At 70.2% G+C, this 17,918-nt stretch carries 24 protein-coding genes; 4 read left to right on the top strand and 20 right to left on the bottom strand.

The features are described from left to right. Positions 1 to 15: 15 nt before the first annotated feature. The 3 genes from OG500_RS12620 to OG500_RS38170 all read right to left on the bottom strand — a co-directional run bounded on the left by OG500_RS12620 (position 16) and on the right by OG500_RS38170 (position 2,609). The gene (locus tag OG500_RS12620; RefSeq protein ID WP_327066663.1) at positions 16 to 342 is read right to left on the bottom strand and encodes a nuclear transport factor 2 family protein; all 327 of its coding nucleotides are present in this window, start codon (positions 340 to 342) and stop codon (positions 16 to 18) included. Positions 343 to 360: 18 nt separating this feature from the next. Beyond that, the gene (locus OG500_RS12615) at positions 361 to 1,545 is read right to left on the bottom strand and encodes a M20 metallopeptidase family protein (protein WP_329579821.1); all 1,185 of its coding nucleotides are present in this window, start codon (positions 1,543 to 1,545) and stop codon (positions 361 to 363) included. Positions 1,546 to 1,853: 308 nt separating this feature from the next. After that, positions 1,854 to 2,609: a helix-turn-helix domain-containing protein gene (locus OG500_RS38170; protein ID WP_442907026.1), complete on the bottom strand. Its 756-nt coding sequence runs from the start codon at positions 2,607 to 2,609 to the stop codon at positions 1,854 to 1,856. Positions 2,610 to 2,847: 238 nt separating this feature from the next. Here OG500_RS38170 and OG500_RS12595 point away from each other — a divergent pair, with 238 nt between their 5' ends. Beyond that, complete coding sequence (locus OG500_RS12595; RefSeq protein WP_329579819.1) at positions 2,848 to 3,513, top strand: DUF4097 family beta strand repeat-containing protein; 666 nt, start codon at positions 2,848 to 2,850, stop codon at positions 3,511 to 3,513. Positions 3,514 to 3,684: 171 nt separating this feature from the next. Here OG500_RS12595 and OG500_RS12590 read toward each other — a convergent pair whose 3' ends face one another. The 13 genes from OG500_RS12590 to OG500_RS12530 form a co-directional block, all read right to left on the bottom strand. Beyond that, positions 3,685 to 4,731: a trypsin-like serine peptidase gene (locus tag OG500_RS12590; protein ID WP_329579816.1), complete on the bottom strand. Its 1,047-nt coding sequence runs from the start codon at positions 4,729 to 4,731 to the stop codon at positions 3,685 to 3,687. A 48-nt stretch (positions 4,732 to 4,779) separates the two neighbouring features. Further along, entirely contained in the window at positions 4,780 to 5,904 is a 1,125-nt protein-coding gene (locus OG500_RS12585; protein ID WP_329579813.1) for a trypsin-like serine peptidase, read from the bottom strand. 218 nt (positions 5,905 to 6,122) lie between these two features. Continuing rightward, a complete protein-coding gene (locus OG500_RS12580; RefSeq protein ID WP_327066658.1) occupies positions 6,123 to 6,413 on the bottom strand; it encodes a hypothetical protein in 291 nt (96 codons plus the stop codon). A gap of 273 nt (positions 6,414 to 6,686) precedes the next feature. Further along, a complete protein-coding gene (locus tag OG500_RS12575) occupies positions 6,687 to 7,544 on the bottom strand; it encodes a hypothetical protein (RefSeq protein ID WP_329579810.1) in 858 nt (285 codons plus the stop codon). A 146-nt stretch (positions 7,545 to 7,690) separates the two neighbouring features. Beyond that, entirely contained in the window at positions 7,691 to 7,885 is a 195-nt protein-coding gene (locus tag OG500_RS12570) for a DUF6879 family protein (protein ID WP_329579806.1), read from the bottom strand. After that, positions 7,869 to 8,390, bottom strand: a complete 522-nt coding sequence (locus OG500_RS12565) for a DUF6879 family protein (protein ID WP_329579803.1) — start codon at positions 8,388 to 8,390, stop codon at positions 7,869 to 7,871. Before OG500_RS12565 ends, OG500_RS12570 begins: the two co-directional genes overlap by 17 nt. Continuing rightward, positions 8,374 to 8,916, bottom strand: coding sequence for a DUF6879 family protein (locus OG500_RS12560; RefSeq protein ID WP_329579800.1), 543 nt, complete (start codon positions 8,914 to 8,916; stop codon positions 8,374 to 8,376). The genes OG500_RS12565 and OG500_RS12560 overlap by 17 nt, the downstream gene beginning before the upstream one ends. Positions 8,917 to 8,984: 68 nt before the next feature. Beyond that, entirely contained in the window at positions 8,985 to 9,530 is a 546-nt protein-coding gene (locus OG500_RS12555; RefSeq protein WP_329579797.1) for a DUF6879 family protein, read from the bottom strand. A gap of 169 nt (positions 9,531 to 9,699) precedes the next feature. Continuing rightward, positions 9,700 to 10,914 (bottom strand): methyltransferase domain-containing protein, encoded by a 1,215-nt coding sequence (locus OG500_RS12550; RefSeq protein ID WP_329579794.1) that lies wholly within the window; start codon positions 10,912 to 10,914, stop codon positions 9,700 to 9,702. Next, entirely contained in the window at positions 10,911 to 11,033 is a 123-nt protein-coding gene (locus tag OG500_RS12545; protein ID WP_327066650.1) for a hypothetical protein, read from the bottom strand. The genes OG500_RS12550 and OG500_RS12545 overlap by 4 nt, the downstream gene beginning before the upstream one ends. A gap of 103 nt (positions 11,034 to 11,136) precedes the next feature. Beyond that, on the bottom strand, positions 11,137 to 11,964 hold the full coding sequence (locus OG500_RS12540) for a helix-turn-helix domain-containing protein (protein ID WP_327066649.1): 828 nt from the start codon (positions 11,962 to 11,964) through the stop codon (positions 11,137 to 11,139). Continuing rightward, positions 11,961 to 12,476, bottom strand: coding sequence for a DUF6879 family protein (locus OG500_RS12535; protein ID WP_327066648.1), 516 nt, complete (start codon positions 12,474 to 12,476; stop codon positions 11,961 to 11,963). Before OG500_RS12535 ends, OG500_RS12540 begins: the two co-directional genes overlap by 4 nt. Then, positions 12,460 to 12,663: a hypothetical protein gene (locus tag OG500_RS12530; protein WP_327066647.1), complete on the bottom strand. Its 204-nt coding sequence runs from the start codon at positions 12,661 to 12,663 to the stop codon at positions 12,460 to 12,462. The genes OG500_RS12535 and OG500_RS12530 overlap by 17 nt, the downstream gene beginning before the upstream one ends. Positions 12,664 to 13,336: 673 nt before the next feature. On the opposite strand from OG500_RS12530, the gene OG500_RS12525 reads away from it, so the two are divergent. Next, complete coding sequence (locus OG500_RS12525; RefSeq protein WP_329579786.1) at positions 13,337 to 13,711, top strand: hypothetical protein; 375 nt, start codon at positions 13,337 to 13,339, stop codon at positions 13,709 to 13,711. Between the two features lie 46 nt (positions 13,712 to 13,757). On the opposite strand, the gene OG500_RS12520 is transcribed toward OG500_RS12525, so the two are convergent. The 3 genes from OG500_RS12520 to OG500_RS12510 are packed head-to-tail and all read right to left on the bottom strand — an operon-like array spanning position 13,758 to position 15,186. Further along, complete coding sequence (locus OG500_RS12520) at positions 13,758 to 13,970, bottom strand: hypothetical protein (RefSeq protein ID WP_329579783.1); 213 nt, start codon at positions 13,968 to 13,970, stop codon at positions 13,758 to 13,760. A 53-nt stretch (positions 13,971 to 14,023) separates the two neighbouring features. Then, complete coding sequence (locus OG500_RS12515; protein ID WP_329579778.1) at positions 14,024 to 14,269, bottom strand: DUF397 domain-containing protein; 246 nt, start codon at positions 14,267 to 14,269, stop codon at positions 14,024 to 14,026. Then, a complete protein-coding gene (locus tag OG500_RS12510; RefSeq protein WP_442789148.1) occupies positions 14,266 to 15,186 on the bottom strand; it encodes a helix-turn-helix domain-containing protein in 921 nt (306 codons plus the stop codon). The genes OG500_RS12515 and OG500_RS12510 overlap by 4 nt, the downstream gene beginning before the upstream one ends. 109 nt (positions 15,187 to 15,295) lie before the next feature. Between OG500_RS12510 and OG500_RS12505 the strand changes: the two genes are divergently transcribed. Continuing rightward, positions 15,296 to 15,763, top strand: a complete 468-nt coding sequence (locus tag OG500_RS12505) for an ATP-binding protein (protein ID WP_329579775.1) — start codon at positions 15,296 to 15,298, stop codon at positions 15,761 to 15,763. Positions 15,764 to 15,924: 161 nt separating this feature from the next. Then, complete coding sequence (locus tag OG500_RS12500) at positions 15,925 to 16,875, top strand: hypothetical protein (RefSeq protein WP_329579773.1); 951 nt, start codon at positions 15,925 to 15,927, stop codon at positions 16,873 to 16,875. Positions 16,876 to 16,882: 7 nt separating this feature from the next. On the opposite strand, the gene OG500_RS12495 is transcribed toward OG500_RS12500, so the two are convergent. Continuing rightward, on the bottom strand, positions 16,883 to 17,722 hold the full coding sequence (locus tag OG500_RS12495) for a putative protein N(5)-glutamine methyltransferase (protein WP_329579770.1): 840 nt from the start codon (positions 17,720 to 17,722) through the stop codon (positions 16,883 to 16,885). Positions 17,723 to 17,918 lie beyond the last annotated feature (196 nt).

Genomic DNA, 17,918 nt, shown 5'->3' with positions numbered 1-17,918 from the left:
GGCCGGCCGCCGTGTTCAGCCGAGGAAGTCGACGCGGTCGATGAGGCCTTCGCGCACCCGGTAGGCCACCAGCACGCGGAGCGGCTCGTCGGCCAGGCCGTGGGCGACCTCGTGGTCGACCACCCAGTCGCCCTCCGTGAGCCGTCCCACGATCTCCGCCCGGCAGCGGCCTTCGGCGAACTGTCCGGTGTACGTGTCGCGCAGCGCCTGATGCCCCTGCAGCGGGCTGCCGGTGCGCCGGTTGATCACGACGTCCTCGGCGTAGGTGGCGACGAAGGCGTCGATGTCGTGGCTGTTGTAGGCGGCGAGCTGCTGCTCGACGACCTCGCGGGGGTCGGTCATGGCTGTGGTCCTTCCTGTTCAGGCCGCGAGGCGGCGGGTGGCGAGTTCGGCGTAGAGCGCGGCGCCGTCCGGGAGCACCGCGTCGTCGAACTCCGCGTAGGGCGAGTGGTTGAGCGGCAGGTCCTCCGGGTCGACCCCCTTCGGGGCGGCGCCGAGCCAGGCGTACGAGCCCGGCACGGCGTCCAGGACCCGGGAGAAGTCCTCCGACCCGGTCATCGGGTTCGGCATCGCCTGGTAGCGCTCCTCGCCGAAGACCTCCCGGACGGTGTCCGCCAGGAAGTCGGTCTCGGCCCCGTCGTTCACGGTCACCGGGTACTGGGGGAGGTACTCGACCTCGGCCCGCAGGCCGTGGGCGGCCGCGATGGCCCGGATCAGCTCCACCGTGGTGTCGGCGACCTTGGACTCCGCCTCGGCGGAGAAGGCGCGCACGGTCGCCTCGAAGTAGGCGGTCTCGGGGATGATGTTGCGCTGGGTGCCGGCCTGGATCAGCCCGACGGTCACCACCACCGGGTCGAACACGTCGAACCGGCGGGTCACCATGGTCTGCAGCGCGGTGACCATCTCGCAGGCCGCGGGGATGGGGTCCTTGGCCCGGTGCGGCACCGAGCCGTGGCCGCCCGCACCGTGGACCGTGACGTTCAGCGAACCGGAGGCGGCCATGATGGGTCCGCGCCGGGAGCTGAACTCCCCGTGCGGCATGGCCGTCGCCACGTGCAGGGCGTAGGCGGCGACGGGGTGTCGGCCGGCCGCGTCCAGCACGCCCTCGGCCAGCATGGCGCCGGCGCCGTCCCACCCCTCCTCGCCGGGCTGGAACATGAACACGACGTCGCCGTGCAGTTGCTCGCGCCGTGCGGCCAGCAGCTGCGCGGCGCCCGCGAGCATGGCGGTGTGCAGGTCGTGTCCGCAGGCGTGCATGGCGCCGTTGGCGGCGGCGAACGGCACCGGGGCCTTCTCGGCGACCGGCAGGCCGTCCATGTCGCCGCGCAGCAGCACCGCCGGGCCCGGCTTGCCGCCGCGCAGCACCGCGGTGACCGAGCTCAGCGACGCGCCCAGGCTCACCTCCAGCGGCAGGCCGTCGAGGGCCTGCAGCACCCGCTCCTGGGTGCGCGGCAGGGCCAGGCCCAGCTCGGGGAAGCGGTGCAGGTCGTGCCGGAGCCGGACCAGGTCCGGGGCCAGCGCGAGAGCGTCGTCGTAGAGGGACACGGTTGTCTCCGGGATCTTGGTCGATGCGATCTCGTGCGATGCGATCTTGTTCGGCGATTCTGAGTCTTTCGGCCGGAGTCTCCGGAGATTCGCAGGATCATGCCAGGAAGCGGCCCTCTGATGAACGAATCCACCGGTGGTCGTGGACTGGCGCGCCCCGGTTCCGCGAGCGGTGAACCGGGGCGAGGTGACGGTACGTCAGAACAAGTGCAGCCCCCGCTGTATGCCGGGTGCCGGGACCCTGCCCGGCACCCGGCGCTCTACGCGGGTCTCTGCGTGGGTCTCCAGGTGGGTCTCTGCGTGGGTCTCTACGTGGGGTCGGAGCTCGGCGCGGCAGCATCGCCCGAGGCCGCGGCGGGTCGGGTGTAGAGGATCTCGCGGGCCTGCTCCGCGGTGCGGGTGAGGCCCTCGGAGACGAAGTCGAGGAAGCGGGCGACGTTTTCGAGGCGGGTGGCGGCCGGCGTGCCGCGCCCGAGGAGGTCGGCGCCCTGCCGTGCGGTCTCGATGAACCGGGTGTTGGAGCGGGCGCTGCGGATCATCGACTGGTACCAGAGGTCGTCGTCGACGATGTAGCGCTCGCGGCGGCGTTCGTCGCGTTCCCGGCGGACGAGCTCCATGCTGTCCAGGAAGCTGATCGCCTTGGAGACGGACGCCGGGCTGACCTGGAGGCGCTGGGCGAGTTCGGCTGCGGTGAGGCTGCCCGAGTCGGTGGTGTAGAGGCAGGCCAGCACCCGGGACATCATCCTGGGCAGGCCCGACTGGACGAGCACGAGGGTGAGTTCCTCCTCGTACGCGCGAACGGCGTCCGCGTTGCGCCCGGCCGGCTGGGGGGCCGACTCCGGCCCTCGGGCGGTGGCGGGGCTGCGCCGGTGGGCGCGGCGCTCGGTGGCGCGGTGGGCGAGGTCCGCGCGGTAGGCGGTGGGGCCGCCGTTGCGCATCACCTCGCGCGTGACCGTCGAGGTCGGGCGTTCGAGGCGCCGGGCGATCTCGGCGTAGGGGAGGCCGTCGGCCAGCCCCAGCGCGATCTGCTGGCGTTCCTGCTGAGTGAGCCTGCCTCCCGGCATCGGGATCTCCCTGGTGGTCCTTCGTGCTGGTTCCTGACTCCCCCAGAGTAGCGTTCACTTCCATCTCATTGCAATGAGTGGGGTGGGCGTCGTTGCGTTACTGGCTAGATCGTTGCAACAGTTTCCCGCTATCTGCCTGCAGTTATGCGGTTTTGGCGCAACGAGTCCGTTGCCGAGATGTGGAAAGCAACGTAGCGTTTCCGTTGTCAGAAACGAGGAACGAGCTCAGGAGAGCACGATGCAGACGTTCGCCACCACCGCCCCGATCACCGCCGTCCTGGACGTCCCGGCCGGGCGCGTCCAGCTCATCGCCGCCGACCGCGCCGACACCGTCGTCGAGGTCCGGCCCGCCAACCCCGACAAGAGCCGCGACGTGCGGGCCGCCGAGCAGGCGACCGTCGAGTACGCCGACGGCGTCCTGCGGATCCGCACCGCGGACCCCAAGAACCAGCTCTTCGGCCCGAGCGGATCGCTGGAGGTCACCGTCAAGCTGCCGGCCGGCTCGCGGGTCGAGGCCAGGACCGGTGCCTGCGAACTGCGCGGCGTCGGGCGCCTGGGCGATGTCGCCTTCGAGGGCGCGTACCGGCAGATCAAGCTCGACGAGGCGGGGAGCCTGCGGCTGACCGCGGTCGACGGCGACGTCGAGGTCGGCCGACTGGGCGGCCCCGCCCAGATCAGCACCGCACGGGGCGACATCCGGATCACCGAGGCCCTGCGCGGCGAGCTGGCGCTGCGCACCGAGTCCGGCGACATCTCGGTCGGCGCCGCCGCCGGCGTCTCGGCCGCGCTGGACGCCGGCACCGCCTCCGGCCGGATCAGCAACGCCCTCAGGAACGACGGCACCACCGGACTCGCGATCCGCGCCACCACCTCCTGCGGCGACATCACCGCGCGCAGCCTCTGACCGGCCGCTGGTCGGCCGCTGACCGGCCGTCGCCGAGGCGGTGCGGGAGGCCGCCGTTCCGGGGCGCTGACGAGGGCGACGGTCTTGGGCTTGTCCGGCCCCTTGGGCCTGACTTGGGCCGAGGCCGGGTGGACCTCGGCCCGTGGTGGGTGGACGGACTGCTCGGGGTGGTCAGGCCGGGCGGGTCTGCGCCCAGGCGTAGAGGCGGTGGGCGCTGTCGCCGAGCCGGGTGGCGTAGAGCGTGTCGGCCGGTCCGCCCGCGAGGTCGTCGGTGGTGGTGGTGACGCCGACGACGGTGCCGACGCCGGTCCTGGTGTCGAACTGCGCGAGGTGCGGGCCGCCGCTCGCGCCGTGGGACATGTCGCAGCGCTCACCCCACAGGAGCGGGGCCTTGGGGCCGGGCTCGGCCGGTCCGGCGCAATGGATCATGCGGGAACCGGCGTACTTGCTGCTGGGGTTGTTGAGCCGGTCCTTCGGATACCCGAAGGTGTGGATGAACTCGCCCTTGACGGGCTTGGTGAACGCGATCCGCTGGCTGCCGGTGACGTCCGCGATCCGCCGTCCGTCGGCGGCGGGGTTCGCCACCAGGACTCCGGTGTCGTAGCCGGCGACGGCCACCTGCTCGGAGCTGGTACTGCTCGGATCGGCGTCCCAACGGGAGGCGGTGGCAACGGACTTGATGCTGAAGCCGCCGAGCGGCTTCGTCCCGTTGCGGTAGCCGGGCACGAAGTACAGGTTGTGGTTCCACGTGGTGTCGGTGGCGGGAGCCCCGACGCCCCGCAGACAGTGCGCTGCCGTGACGAGGGTGCTGCGGTTGGCGCTGGTGACGACGGTCGCGGTGCAACTGCCGCCGTAGCCGTCGGAGAAGGTGAAGAAGAGACGGCCGATGCTCCGGTCCGCCGCCCCGCCGTGCGCCCAAACCGCCCCGGGATCGGGCGTGTTCGGGGGGAGCGGGGTCGGATCGTCGGGCGTGTTGTCGTCCGCGGGCACCGGGGTGACCTCGGGGACCAGGGCGCCGGCCAGCTTCATCCGGGTCGGGGTCCAGTAGCCGTCGATCCGGCTGCGCTCCTGGTCGGTGGTGGCGCCGGCGTGCGTGGTGATGGGCTCCGGCTCCGCGGCGAGCGCCGCGGTGGGCAGCAGGACCGCCGTCGTGGTCGCGCTCAGCAGGAGGGCTCCCGCGGCAGCGAGCCTACCGGGGAGGGTGGGGTGTGTGGACATCGTCGCCAATCCTGGGTGGGGTGCGGTTTGCTTCAACGCGCTTGCTGCTCAAGCGCGTTCGGCGGCCTGGTACAGCGGCTTGGTGATCGCGGAGGTGAACTGCGGGCCGACCAGGTGCCGGGTGCAGTCGGTGGTGCCGGCGGTGCAGACCTGGCCCGAGGCGTCGAGGTACGGGCCCAGGGTGTCGTCGCCCACCACCGTGCCGATCCCCGAGGACGGGTCGAGGCCGGCGATGCGGGGGCCGCCGCTGGAGCCGCCGCCCATCACGCAGGGGGCGCCCCACTGGCCGCGGGGCTCCGGGTACTCCTTGGTACCGGGGTTCTCGCGGGTCTGCCCCGCGCAGTACGCGAGCCGGGCCCCGGTGTACTCGGGCAGGCCCGCGCGCGCCGGATCGCCCGCCGCCGCCCGCGGATAGCCGAACTCGTGGACCGACGCGGCGCCCGGCCGGTCGAAGCCGATGCGCTGTGCGGCGCCGACCGCGTCCTGCACGCGCTTGCCCGCGGCGTTGCCGTTCAGGACCAGGAAGGCCTGGTCGTACGCGTCGAACTTCAGGGGGCTCTGCTCGTCGTTGAGCAGCCAGGTGGCGTCGGCGACCCCGGCGCGGGCGACGAACCTGCCGTACGGCGCGAGACCGTCGTGGTAGCCCGGGACGAACATCTCGTTCGTCAGCCACTCGTCGTTGTCACCGAGGAGGTCGGGGCTGTTGACGCAGTGCCCCGCCGTCACGACGGTGCTGCGGTTGGCGCTGTTCACGACGGTCGCGGTGCAGCTCTCGTCCTCACCGTGGTTGGTGAAGAAGAGCCGGCCCACCGTCCTGCTCAGGGCGTCGGCCCCGGTCCACGGAGCGCCGTCGGGGCCGCTCTTGGCCGGGTTGCCGGACGACGGCGTGGTCAGGGCGGCGGTCCGCTCGGGGGTCCAGTAGTCCAGCACGGCCTGCTGCTGCGCGGGGGTGATGGCCTCGGGGTGGACGGCGACCTGGCTGGGGGCGGGGGCGGGGGTGGGGGTGGCTCCGGCGGGGGTGGCGGCTTCTGCGGGGGTGGCGAGGGCGAGGCCTGCGGTTAACAGGGCTGCTGCCAGGGCGGTTTGGGTGCGGGTGCGGGTGCGGGTGCGGGTGCGGGTGCGGGTGCGGGTGGTGGCGGGGTGGCCGTCGGTCCGGCCGTGCGTGGTTGGCATGTGCGGCACGGTAGTGACGAGGTGTCAGATACCTGTCTGGGGAAGGTCTCAGTCGTTCGGCGGTTGCGGCAGGGTGCGGTAACGAGCGTTGCATCCGTGTATCGGTCATCGGGTCCCACCAGTGGCCGGCCGCGTCGGGGTGGGGTGGGTCCGGGCGTGACGTGCCCGCCGGTGTGGGCCGGCGGGCGTTTTCGGGAGGTGGGCGGGCGAGTGGGGTGCTATGGGGCGCGGCGCAGCCAGCGGGCCAGGGTGTGGCCCAGGGCCAGGTAGACGAGCGCGGGGATGCCGTAGTTGAGCAGGGTCCGCAGCCAGCCCTGGGCCGGGGTGAACAGGTCGTGCGCCCAGGCACCCAGCCAGTCGGCCGCCTCGTGGACCCAGTGCGCCAGGTCGTTGGAGGGATTCGCGCTCAGCAGGTACAGGACGATCCACAGTCCCAAGATCCCCGCGACGACGTCGGTGACGACCATGACCGTGCGGGCCGCGCCCGCCCCTCGGTATCTGCCATCCATGAGTGGCGTGTAGCCGCGATCGGGGGCGGCAAACATGCGGGGGGCCAACTAGGCTGTGGAGAGTACCGGTTGACGGGAGGGAGGCGTGCCATGCGGTCGAGCGTGCCCAGCTTCGCCGAGCTGCTGGGCGGGTGCGAGCACCACCTGTTCGACGTGGGGCAGGCCGGGGGCTGCCAGTAGTCGGCGTACGGGATCGCGTGGACCGGGAACCGGGCGCGGCCGCGACACGGGAGGTGTCGCAGGGCCGCGCCCGTCCGCCGGGTGGGCGGCGGATCAGCCGCGGCCCCAGGTCCCGGTGGACCAGATGGCGCCGCCCGGGTCGCTGCGGCCCTGGAGGTAGACGACGACGTTGGCGTCGTCCTGCACCTTGAGGTAGGAGGACTCGCGCAGGTCCCCGCTCTGGCTGGACCAGAGGTCCCCGCCCCCGGTGCTGACGGTCAGTCGGCCGCCGCTGATCACGGCGAAGGCGCCGGGGTGGTTCCAGGTGCCGCTGGCCCACAGCACCGCGCCGTCGCGCTTGCGGTAGAGCACCAGGTTGCCGTCGGCCTGCATGACCAGCCAGACCGACGCCGACTCGGCATAGGTCTTGGACGACATCATGCCGGTCACTGTGCCACCGTAGAGGGTGTTCGAGTAGCCCTGCCAGTGGATACCGCTGATGCCCCCGACGCTGAGCGTGCCGTTGGCGATCCCGACGGTGTTGCCCGGGTTGCCCCAGGTCCCGGAGGACCAGAGAGCGCCGTCCGGGTCGCTGCGGCCCTGGCGGTAGACGACGAAGTTGCCGTCGGCCTGCATCACCGCGTAGGCCCCGGGGTTGCCGTAGGTGCCGGAATTCCAGAGCGCCGGGCCTTGGTTGCCGTAGGGGCCGACCAGGTAGAGCACGAGGTTGCCGTCGTCCTGCATGACGAGGGTCATCTCACCGTTCACCAGGCTCTGGCCCGGCTGCAGGGACTGACCCGACTGCAGAAGCGACTGGCCTGCCGAGGTGGAGCCGGTCGCGAGCATCGTGGTGGCCGCCGCCGGCGCAGCCACGGCCGCGGGTGCGGCGGTCGCGAGTGCGGTCGCCCCGAGCAGGACGGCGGCGGCGGCGCGTCTGAGCGCTGCGGGCCTTCTGTCGCGTGTAGTTCGCATGAACATCCCCTCCGGAAGTTACTGATCCACTTCTTACACCGTCGGGGTCGGACTCCTGCCACCGGGCTCCCTGCGGCGAACCGCGCAGAGTGCGGCACGTCCCGTCGACTCGTTTCGATCGCCGGGGGCGGGAGCATCCGGGCAGGTCAGGATGGGGTGATGAGCGCGGGGTTGCCCCCGTGGCCGCCGCCTTCGGTCTCGGGCATGTCGTACCTTCCGGTGGTGGGATCGGACTCGGCACGTTCGCCGGCGACGTCGTAGCGGTCCCGGGTCTCCATCTTGAAGGCGGAGGAGGTGAAGGTCTGGAACAGGTCGTTGAAGTCGTCACCCGTGAGCAGCATGCACGTACTCCTCGAAGGGGACGGAGGCGGTGATCGCGATGCGCTGGTACTCCCGGTACTGCTCGGGGTCACCGTTGTGCAGCTCGCGGCTGAGCTGGGTGCCGTCGGCGGCGTAGTGCATGAGGACGATCTCCGCCCGGTCGAACATCCAGAAGTCCTGGACTCCGGCCAGCGGGTTCTCGCGGTCGGTCACGTCCAGGATGCGGATGTCGTCCCCGGCCCACAGGTGGGGGAGGTAGTACATGAACTCGTAACGGAGGTAGTCGGAGAGCGGTCGGGTGACGATGTGCACCCGGCCCTTGGCCCTGCCGTCGCGGCGGACTTGCTTCAGGTGTTCGGTGTAGTCGGAGGAGTAGGTGTGTGGGTCGATGCGGTGGCCGGCGAGGAAGTCCCGGATCTCCGCTTCCTCCTGCGGAACCCGGTAGACGGGCAGGGTTTCGAGCCACCAGGCCTCCGAGCGGAAATCGCGACACCTGGCTTGCCACTGGTCACCGTCCAGGAACACAGGGGGTCTCCTCTCCGTACCGCTCCCACCACTCGGCGAAGGGCACCGCGTGCTGGAGGGCGGTGTCGCGATGCGTCAGCCAATCATGGGCGGATGGTTGCAGGTCGGCGCCCTTGAACGAGCCGGAGGGGGTGTAGGACATGGTGACCACAGCGGTCTCGTCGAAGGCCCAGAAGTCCGGTACGCCTTCGAGTGGGTTGGGCTGCTCGGTCGTGTCGAGGATGAAGAACTCCTCACCGGCCGTGCTGTTCTTGACGTAGCCCCAGCCGAGTTCGAACCGGAGGTAGGGCGTCAGCGGGCGGCGGAGGATGTGGACGCGGTACATGCGTTTGCCGGCGCGGGTGTTGGCGCGGACCTCGTCGGCCCAGGCTTGGTTGTAGTCGGCCGGTTGGGGTTCGGCAGCGAAGAAGGCGCGGAGGCTCTCGGGGTTCGAGGAGCCGTTGTAGTCGTCCAGGGTCTCCAGGCGGAATGCTTCGCGCTGGAAGTCGGAGAACAGCTTTTCGAAGTCGTCACGCGAGATGTGCATCGGCATCTCCAGATCTGGCTGGATGGGACGTCGGATCGGCGGACTTCTGGGGCATCGGACATCGGCGCTCAGGTGGCGGACGGTACTTTCGCGCTGAACCCGTGGTGCGGGGTGGCGAAGTGCCAGGCAGCGTCGCGTACCTGGCAGGCGCGGGCCACCGGCACCGGGTCGGTGAGCAGCTCCACACCGGTCAGATCGTCGTCGGCGTCGAAGTGCAGCAGGGCGATCACGCGTGAGTCGAACAGCCAGGTGTCCTCGCCCGGAAGGCTCAGGCGGTCGGCATCAGCGCGCCAGAGGTACCGGATGTCCTCGCCGACGGCACTGTTGCGCTTGGCGTTGTCGAGCAGATAGCGCTGCCCGGGGGTGGGCGGGTTGTCCGTGATCCGGACCCGTTCGAAGCGCTTGCCCATGGCCACCTGCTCGCGGCGCGAACGGCACCAGGGGTCGTCCAAGTCCCAGTCGGCTTCCCGCCCGGCGGCGAACCGGTGGTAGGTCTCCGTGTGTTCGTCGGAGCGGTACCGGCGGCGGGTCTCCAAGCGGAAGGCCGCGTGCTGGAAGCTCTCGAACATGCCGTCGAACTCATCGAAGCTGATGTACCGCAGTCGTCGGCTCACAGCCGCTCCCCTCGCTGTCGTGGAATCGTCCCAGAGCGTGGCTGCGCGTGTGGGCGATTCGGAGCGGCTATCTGCTTCCGGTGGTGGCCTCAACGTCGGGCCGGCGGACTTCTGGGGCGTCGGAGGCGTAGCTGCAGGGCTCGTCGGGGCCGCGGGTGTGGAGCTGTTGTCACGGCTGCTCGTCCACGTGGCCGTGGCGGGGCACGGGGTGGTCGGGGGTGTCGAGCCAGGGGGTGTGGTGGCCGTCGCTGACGGTCAGGCCGAAGCGGTGGATGGCAGGGCGGTCGTGCTCGTCCCACCAGTCGAGGGTGCGTTCGACGGCCCGCCAGAGGCGGCGGGGACCGGCCTGGTAGACGGTGCTCGTGGTCGGTGGTCCGTCGGTGGGCCAGGTCACGGCGGCCCAGGAGCTGTCGGTCAGCGAGTAGAACCAGGCGGTGGTGGAGCGTCCGGCGTCGTCCTGCGCGAGGACATGGGTGATGTCGGGGACGGCGAGGCCGATCACGAAGGACTGCACGTCCCAGGAGTCGCCGAGGTCGGCGGCGGTGCGAGTGGTCCGGTGGGTGGTGTCGGCGTTGCCGGGGAACTCGGTTACGTGGGTGGCGTGTTCGGGGTAGGGGGTGCGTTGGTCGCGGGCCTTCATGAAGCCGACGAGTTGGGTGAAGCGGCCCGAGGCGGAGTGGTGGTCCTCGGCGACGGTCAGTCTCACGACGGCGTCGCGCTGGCTGTAGTGGGTGCCCCAGGGCGCGAGGATGATGCCGCCGGGCCTGGTCTGTTGAAGCCAGCTGCCAGGGATGCGGCGCAGGCCGTAGGTGGCGATGACCCGGTCGTACGGCGCACCGGCGGGCCAGCCAGACTCGCCGTCGCCGGTGACGATGTGCGGGCTGAGGCCGACTGTGGCGAGGTTGGCTCGAGCCTGGGCGGCGATGGCGGGGTCGACCTCGATGCTGACGACCTGTCGGGAGCCGAGGCGCTGGGCGAGCAGGCCGACGTTCCAGCCCGTCCCGGCACCGGCCTCCAGGACTTTCAGGCCGGGGCGTACGTCGAGATCGCGCAGCATCGACATGACCAGGCTGGGCTGGCTGGTGCTGCTGGTGGAGAGTCGGCCGGGCTCGGGGCCGGTGTGGTGGCCGTCGTCCCACTGGGTGACGAGCGGGATGTCGGTATGCACGGCGGCGAGCCAGCCGTCCGGGTCGTTGGCCCGGTCGACGGCGACGCTGCGGCCCTGCTCCTCGTTCCAGGCCCAGGCCAGGTCGGGGACGAAGCGCGAGCGGGGGACGGCGGCGAAGGCGGGCGCCCAATCGGGTGACATGGCACCGGTGTTGAGGAGGAGCCGCCCCAGCTCCTGGCCGGGGCGGTCCGTTCCCTCGGAGAGGGGGAGAGTCACTTGCGGTGGCCTCCGTTGCCGGGCGGCGGGCCGCTGTCGGGCGAGGGGGTGGGCGGCCAGGGCATGGGCGGGGTGGGCGCGGGGCTGCCCCCGTGGCCGCCGCCTTCAGGCTCGGGCATGTCGTACCTCCGGTGGTGCGGTTGGGCCCGGCAGGGGATTCTGACGGGTCGTCGGGGTCACCACGGTAGGGCCGGAGGCGAGGGGGTTCGAGGCCCTTTCCTGTTACCGCAAGAATCCGTCTCGGATGGGCTCGATCAGGCTCAGCATTTCTTCGCCGTAGGCGGCTGCCGAGGAGAATCGGTCGAACGTTTCGACGTATATATCAAGGTCCTTGGGGTCTCTTGTGGTGACCTCGGAGTGGAACGTCTCCACGATCACAATGTGATCGTCGTATGAGCTGAAGCAGGTCATCGGGAAGTCGGGCATGCGGCGGCTGAGCGGGAGGATGCCGATGCGGACGTTGGGCAGGCGAGAGAATGAGACCAGCCGATCCAGTTGGGTTGCCATGACCAGCTGGTCGCAGATGAGCCATCGCAGGACGTGTTCACAGATGAGAAAGTGAAACGACTTGGTGGGGTCGTAGAGGACTGCCTGCCGCTCTGTCCGGGCCGCCACCGTCCTCGCCCTGGAGTCCGGTGACTGCCCTGGGATGAGGGAGAAGACCGCTGACATGTATTCGGGGGTCTGGAGCAGGCCGGGGATCAACTGCCCCTGGAACACCTTGAGTGCGGTGGTACGAGCCTCGATCGCCATGATGGACTGCTGGTGCTTGGGCGGCCCCAGACGGCGCAGGACACGCCACACGGTTGCCTCCGTGACGGCGGCTCGCGCCTGGGTCAGGAACGCGGCCTTTGCGGACTCGGAGACACCGAGCGCTGTCAGGATGAGCTCGACGTCGGTCACGGTCGGCAAGATCCGACCGTTCTCGATCTTGCTGAGCTTCCCCGGAGACATGGAAGCCCTGCGGGCGACGAAGTCACCGGTAACGCCCGATGCTGTTCGAAGTGCCCGCAGGGCTTTGCCCAGCTCCTGGCCGTCGGGGGCGGTCAAGCCGGTTGCCGCCAGTAGTCGGCGTACGGGATCGCGTGGCGCCAGGCGGTGTCGCGGTAGGCGAGGTATTGCGGGAGCAGGTCCTGGTGGAGGGGTTCGGCGCCGAGGAACTCGTCGTCGGTGCTGTAGTGCATGCGGTAGGCGCGGGAGTCGTCGAAGAGCCAGAAGTCGTGGTCGGGGAGGCCGGTGACGTTGAGTTCGGCGAGGTCGATGATCCTGATGTCCTCGCCGGCCCGGGCGTTCCCGACGTAGCCCCAGCCGAGCTCGAAGCGCAGGTAGTCGGTCAGCGGCGAGCGGAGGATGTGGACTCGGCGCAGGCTCTTGCCCGCGCCGGTCATCGACCGCACCCAGGGGCTGTCCTCCCACTCCTTGGGCATGTCGGCGCCATCGAGGAAGGCCTGGTACTCGGCACGTTCTCCGGCGACGTCGTAGCGGTCCCGGGTCTCCATCTTGAAAGCGGAGGAGGCGAAGGTCCGGAACAGGTCGTTGAAGTCGTCACCCGTGAGAAGCACCGAAGTATCCCTCCAGCAGCTCGGCCGTCACCTCGACGGCCGTCTCGTTCTCCGGCAGGCCGAGTTGTGACAGGCGCTCGGCGTCGAGCACCTTGTAGCCCTGGACAATGTACCGGCCGTCCTCGGTGCGCCACAGGGTCGGGCACGGTCCTTCGCGGCAGTCGCTGATCAGTTTGGTGAGCGCCAAGGCTCCCCCTCCTCATTCGAGTCGGCTGTTCCGTCCGATACTCCCGATTCACCGTATACAGGGTCAAGGGCAGCGGCTTTCCATTACAGGAAAGGGCACTTGGGGCCCTTCAAGGGAGGGAGAGCGTGTAGGGACGCCGTGGAGATGTGCGAGGCCGCAGTGCTTCCAGGCTCGCGGAGTGCGGTGGTGGCCTCAACGTCGGGCTGGCCGACTTTTGGGTCGGAGGAGCGCGGTGCTCATGTGCAGGGCGGTACCTCCGTGCTGAACTCGTTTTGCGGGGTGGCGAAGCGGCGGGCAGCGTCCCGCATCTGGCAGGTGCGGCCACCGGTATCGGGTCGGTGATCAGTTCCGCGGCGGTCGGATCGGCGCCGAACGGGCTGTCGGTTGTGCTGCGCATGGCTGAAGCGCTCAGGTCGACCCAGGAAGGAGCGGGGCAGTGCAGTGTGAGCGTGCTGAGGGACAGCCTCTGGGAGTCGGATGTGACGGCTTCAGGGCGGCTGCTCGCGCTGGGGGCGAAGGTCGGGGGTTGGTGGCTGGGTGGTGCGCCGGGGGTGCTTCGTGTTCAATCTAATGGGGGGTTTGGCTCAAGTCGTTGGTGTGGAGCGCCGATTCTGGAGGTGGAGGGCCGGTCCTGATCGTGGGCCTGCCGTGTTTCGCGAAGGAGAAGACGCTGATGATGCGGAGCAAGCTCGTGCTGGGCGCGTGTGCGATGGCGCTGACGCTGGCCGGGGGTGTGGGCTGGGCGGTGCAGGCGAACGCCGATGCGGCCGGGGCGCAGCAGAAGAGTGAGCCGGCCTCGACCCGGGCTATCGCGGGCTACGAGATCGTCAAGCTGGACAACGCGAACGTGGGCAACTTCCAGCGGCGGGTCGTCAACTGCCCCGGTGAGAAGGTGGCCATCGGCGGCGGCGCCGAGGCCCGGGGCGACGACTCGGTGCTGAACGGCAGCTTCCCGACCGACAACGGCCGGGGCTGGATCGGCATCGGCCACCAGCCCGGTGCGGACGGCGTGGGCATCAGCGTCTTCGTGGTCTGCGCCGACCGCTGACAGGCTCCACGGGACTGACGGGACGGCAGCTGGGGCTGCCGTCCCGTCAGTTCGCATGTGCGTGTACGGCAGCCGGTTCCTCCTCGGTGAACGCGCCGTGCTGCCTTTCGTGGTAGCGAAGCTCGTTGCCGAGTCGCTGGTGTCCGATCTCCCGGGCGACCGCCTCGGTGACGTAGCTGGGGATGTCGGCCATGAGCTTCTTCAGCTCGGCGACCTGTTCGGTCGGCAGGGTGACGGTGATCCGGGTGGTGGCTGCCATAGGACGCGAAGTGCCCGCCGGGTCGGGATGGCGGGCACTTCGCGGGTGGGGTGTCAGAGGGTGGTGGCGAGGGTGAGGAAGGCGGACCAGGTGGCCGGGGAGAAGGTGAGGTGGGGGCCGGCCTTGTCCTTGGAGTCGCGGACGTGGACGTGGGGGCAGGTGGGGGTGGCGGCTACCTCGATGCAGTTGCCACCTTCGCCGCTGCTGTGGGTGCTCTTGGTCCAGGCGATCTCGATGCAGTCGCCACCCTCGGCGTTGCTGTAGCTGCTCTTGAACCAGGCGAGTTCCGCGGTGCTCATAGTTCTCCCAGCATCTTCTCGATCAGAGCCTGGGTCTCCAGCGGCGTGAGTGCCTGGGCCCTGAGGCTGCCGTACTGTGCAGCCAGGATACGGACCTCCTCTGGATCTTTGGTGAGATGGCTGAAGCTCTGGACCTCGATGTAGCCGAGCTGCGGCTTGCCCTTAGGGGTGAGGAGGACGAATGGGCCGCTCATGCCCGCATGTTCGGGACGTTCGGTCGGCATCACCTGGATTTCCACGTTGCGCTTGCGGCTGACGTGGAGCAGCTTTTCGAGCTGGTGGCGGTGTACCTCTCGACCGCCAACGGGGCGGCGCAGCACTGCCTCCTCGATGATCCAGCTTGTGTCACAGAACGGCCAGACCTCCAGAATCTGTTGGCGCGCCATGCGCGCCAACACCCGCTCCTCGATGGTTGCTTCAGCGAGGAGCGGTCTGCGCGCAGAGAACAGGGCCCGCGCGTGCTCCTCGGTTTGGAGTAGGCCCGGGATGTCGTGAGTGCTGTACTGGTGCCGCTCGATGGCCTGGGCCTCCAGCAGTGCGTAGTCGCGGAACCAGGCCGGATGCCGGATCTTCGCCTTCTGCTGGGCCTTGTCGATCTCCTCTTGGGTGACCACCATGATGCCCTCGGCCTTGAGGAGCTTGTCGACCGCGAGCATGTAGTCCTTCTGCGGCACCCGCCGCCCGCGCTCCAGCGACGACACCAGGTCCTCGCTGTAGCCCAAGATGTGCGCGACCTCCCGCTGCGTCAATCCCTGGCGCTCGCGCAGGAGTTTGAGCTGTTTGCCGATCGCGCGGAAGAACTCGGAGCTGTCGTCCGAGTCGTCCGGCGCGTCCGGTCGCTGCTCGGGGAGCTCTGGGGTTGCTGTCTGGTCCGCTGTCGTCATCACGACCACCACCCGTGTGCTGTGTGCCCGCATCTGGTAACGGTCGAAGGGTCGGACTGGCAACACTCTGCTCTGGTACCCGTACGCTCCGTACCGGATCTCACTCTGGTCAGCGTACGCTTCAGTTGCCACGCTCGGTGACATGACGACCGAAATCACCCTTGCCCAATCGTCCTTGACCTCGCTCTGCGCCGGTTGGCAGTTCGTCTCGTCGAGACGAGGGGCCTGGCAGGCCCGGCTCGCGGCCGGGCGACAGTTGACTTCCTGGGGCTGGAGTCAGGCCGAGGAGCTGTATCACGACGTCGCGCTGATCGTGTCCGAGCTGGCGTCAAATGCCGTGACGCACGGTCACATTTGCGGCCGGGACTTCCAGTTGCACATGCTGCTCGGGCCCTGCCCCGGCCTGGCGACGGTGCTGCGGATCGAGGTCTCCGATTCGCGCGGCGAGCGGATGCCCCAGCTTCCGACGGCGCCGGAGTACGGTGCGGAGGCCGGGCGCGGGCTGCTGCTGGTGGACGCGCTGGTGGACCGGTGGGGGGCGGTGGCACGGCCGCCGTCAGGGAAAACGCTCTGGTGCGAGCTGGATCTGACGGCAAGTCAGCAAGAGTGATCAGTTGCGGAACGTGGCTGGACGGACACGGAGTGTGTGGATACCGTGGCCGCAAAAGCGCGGTTGCCCCTGCACAGAGATGGGGCGAGCCCGGTTGGTGTTAGCAGCACCAGTCCGGGCTCTTCATCGCCGCGTGGAGATGCTCAGGAGTACCCGCGGAGATGCTTAGGCATGTTATCGCGCCCACGCGCGACTTCACCCAGATCTCGAACGACCACATCTGGAATGACGATCTGTCAGACACCGCCTTCCGGTTGCTGGTAAGGGCCCTCGCCCTGTCGCCCGCCAAGGCCCGCGCCACCACCGTCACCGAGCTGGCCGCCGGCCTGAGCGGTGGACGGATCACCGCTGATCGGGCGCGCAAGCAGCTCGCGCGCGCCGGTCTGCTGAACTCCACGCGCTGGCGCTGCCGGGGCGGGCAGGTGCGGACGGAGTCGATGATCTCCAACGTCCCCGTGGATGACGGTGATGCGGAACGGATGTTCGCCGCGCACTTCGACCGGGAGGACACGCGGCGGGAGGACGATCGGCGGGACGGCGAGCGACGGGAGGAGGGGCGGCGGGACGACGACCGGCGAGGCGGACCGGGTGCCGGAGGGCGAGGGGGCGGCCCGCCCGCAGCGTCGTCGGACGGCACCGCCCTCCCTTCAGGAGTAACACTGACGGAGGAGAACACTTCCCCCCTCCCGGTCCCCGCGATCGAGGCGGAGGCCGAGCGGGTGCTGCTCTCGTTGCGGCAGTCCGATCCGCGCCTCGTGCTGGGCGGGCGCGAGGTGCGGCGGCTGCTGCCGCTGGCCGTGGAGTGGCTGCTCAGGGGCGTGAGTTCGGCGTCGTTGCGGCACGGGATCAGCGACGGACTGCCGCAGGAGCTGAAAAGTCCGTATGCGGTGCTGCGGTACCGGCTGATCGAGAAGATGCCGGAACAGCCCACCGTGCTGGAGCTGGTGGGCTGTTCCGGCTGCGAGCGGGTGTTCCGCCCGGTGAGTGGCGAGGAGCGGTGCGGGGCCTGTCGCAGTGAGGTGGCCGCGGAGAGGCCCGGGGGCCGGGGTGTCGGTCAGGTGGGTTGGCGGGAGCGGCTGGCCATGCTCAACGCTGCCACCGAAGGCGGCTGACGGCGGATCAGTTGGTGGCGACCACCACGGTGGCGTCCAGCTCGTCGTCCGTCCGGACGTCGGCGCGCAGCCCGGCACGGGTCACGACGTCGACGGCGTGCGGGACTTGGCGTTCACTGGTCTCGAAGAGCAGGTGGCCGCCCGGCGCCAGCCACTGCGGCGCTGCCGCCGCGACCCGGCGCAGCACGTCCAGGCCGTCCGCGCCGCCGTCCAGCGCGACGCGGGCCTCGTGCACCCGGGCCTCGGCGGGGAGCAGCTCGATCGCGTCGGTCGGTACGTAGGGGACGTTGGCGAGCAGGGTGTCGATCCGGCCGCGCAGCGCGGTGGGCAGCGGGTCGAAGAGGTCGCCCTGGTAGACGGCGCCGACCGCAGGCGGGATGTTGCGGCGGGCGCTGGCCACGGCGGCGGGGTCGATGTCGGTGGCGTGCAGGTCGACGGCGTGCAGGTCGGTGCCTCCGACCGCCGCCGGGTCCGCCGCCGCGACCGCCGCCGCGAGCGCCGCGCCGAGGGCGCCCGCGCCGCAGCACAGGTCGACCACCAGGGCGCCGGGCGAGGTGAAGGTGGTGGCGACGTCGACCAGGAACTCGGTGCGGCGACGGGGCACGAAGACGCCGGGCCCGACGCTGATCCGCAGCCCGTGGAAGGAGGCCCAGCCGAGCACGTGCTCCAGCGGGAGGCCCTGGACGCGCTGCTCGACCATGGCGGCGAGCTGTTCGGCGGTGGTGGCGGTTTGGAGGATCAGCTCGGCCTCGTCCTCGGCGAAGACGCAGCCGGCGGCGCGCAGCGTGGTGACGATGACGGCGTAGGGCAGCGGGGCGGAGGCGGCAGTGGAACGGGAGAGCGACATGAGAGCGGTGAGACGCCTTTCGGGACAAACCGAAGGGGCTCTCGCGACCGTCTGGAGGGCCTCGATCAGGCCGACGGACCGTGCGGGGAGAGCACCCAGCCTGCGACAGCGGTAATGGGTCTCACCTCCTGGGTCGGTCCGGGTCCTGCGGAGGGCCCAGGCTAGCAGAGCGGCGGGGCGGGCCGGAGCGAGTCCG

This window comes from Kitasatospora sp. NBC_01250 (genome assembly GCF_036226465.1).
Lineage (GTDB): Bacteria > Actinomycetota > Actinomycetes > Streptomycetales > Streptomycetaceae > Kitasatospora.
Note: the sequence above shows the minus strand (reverse complement) of the source record. Positions and strands in the feature narration are given on the sequence as shown.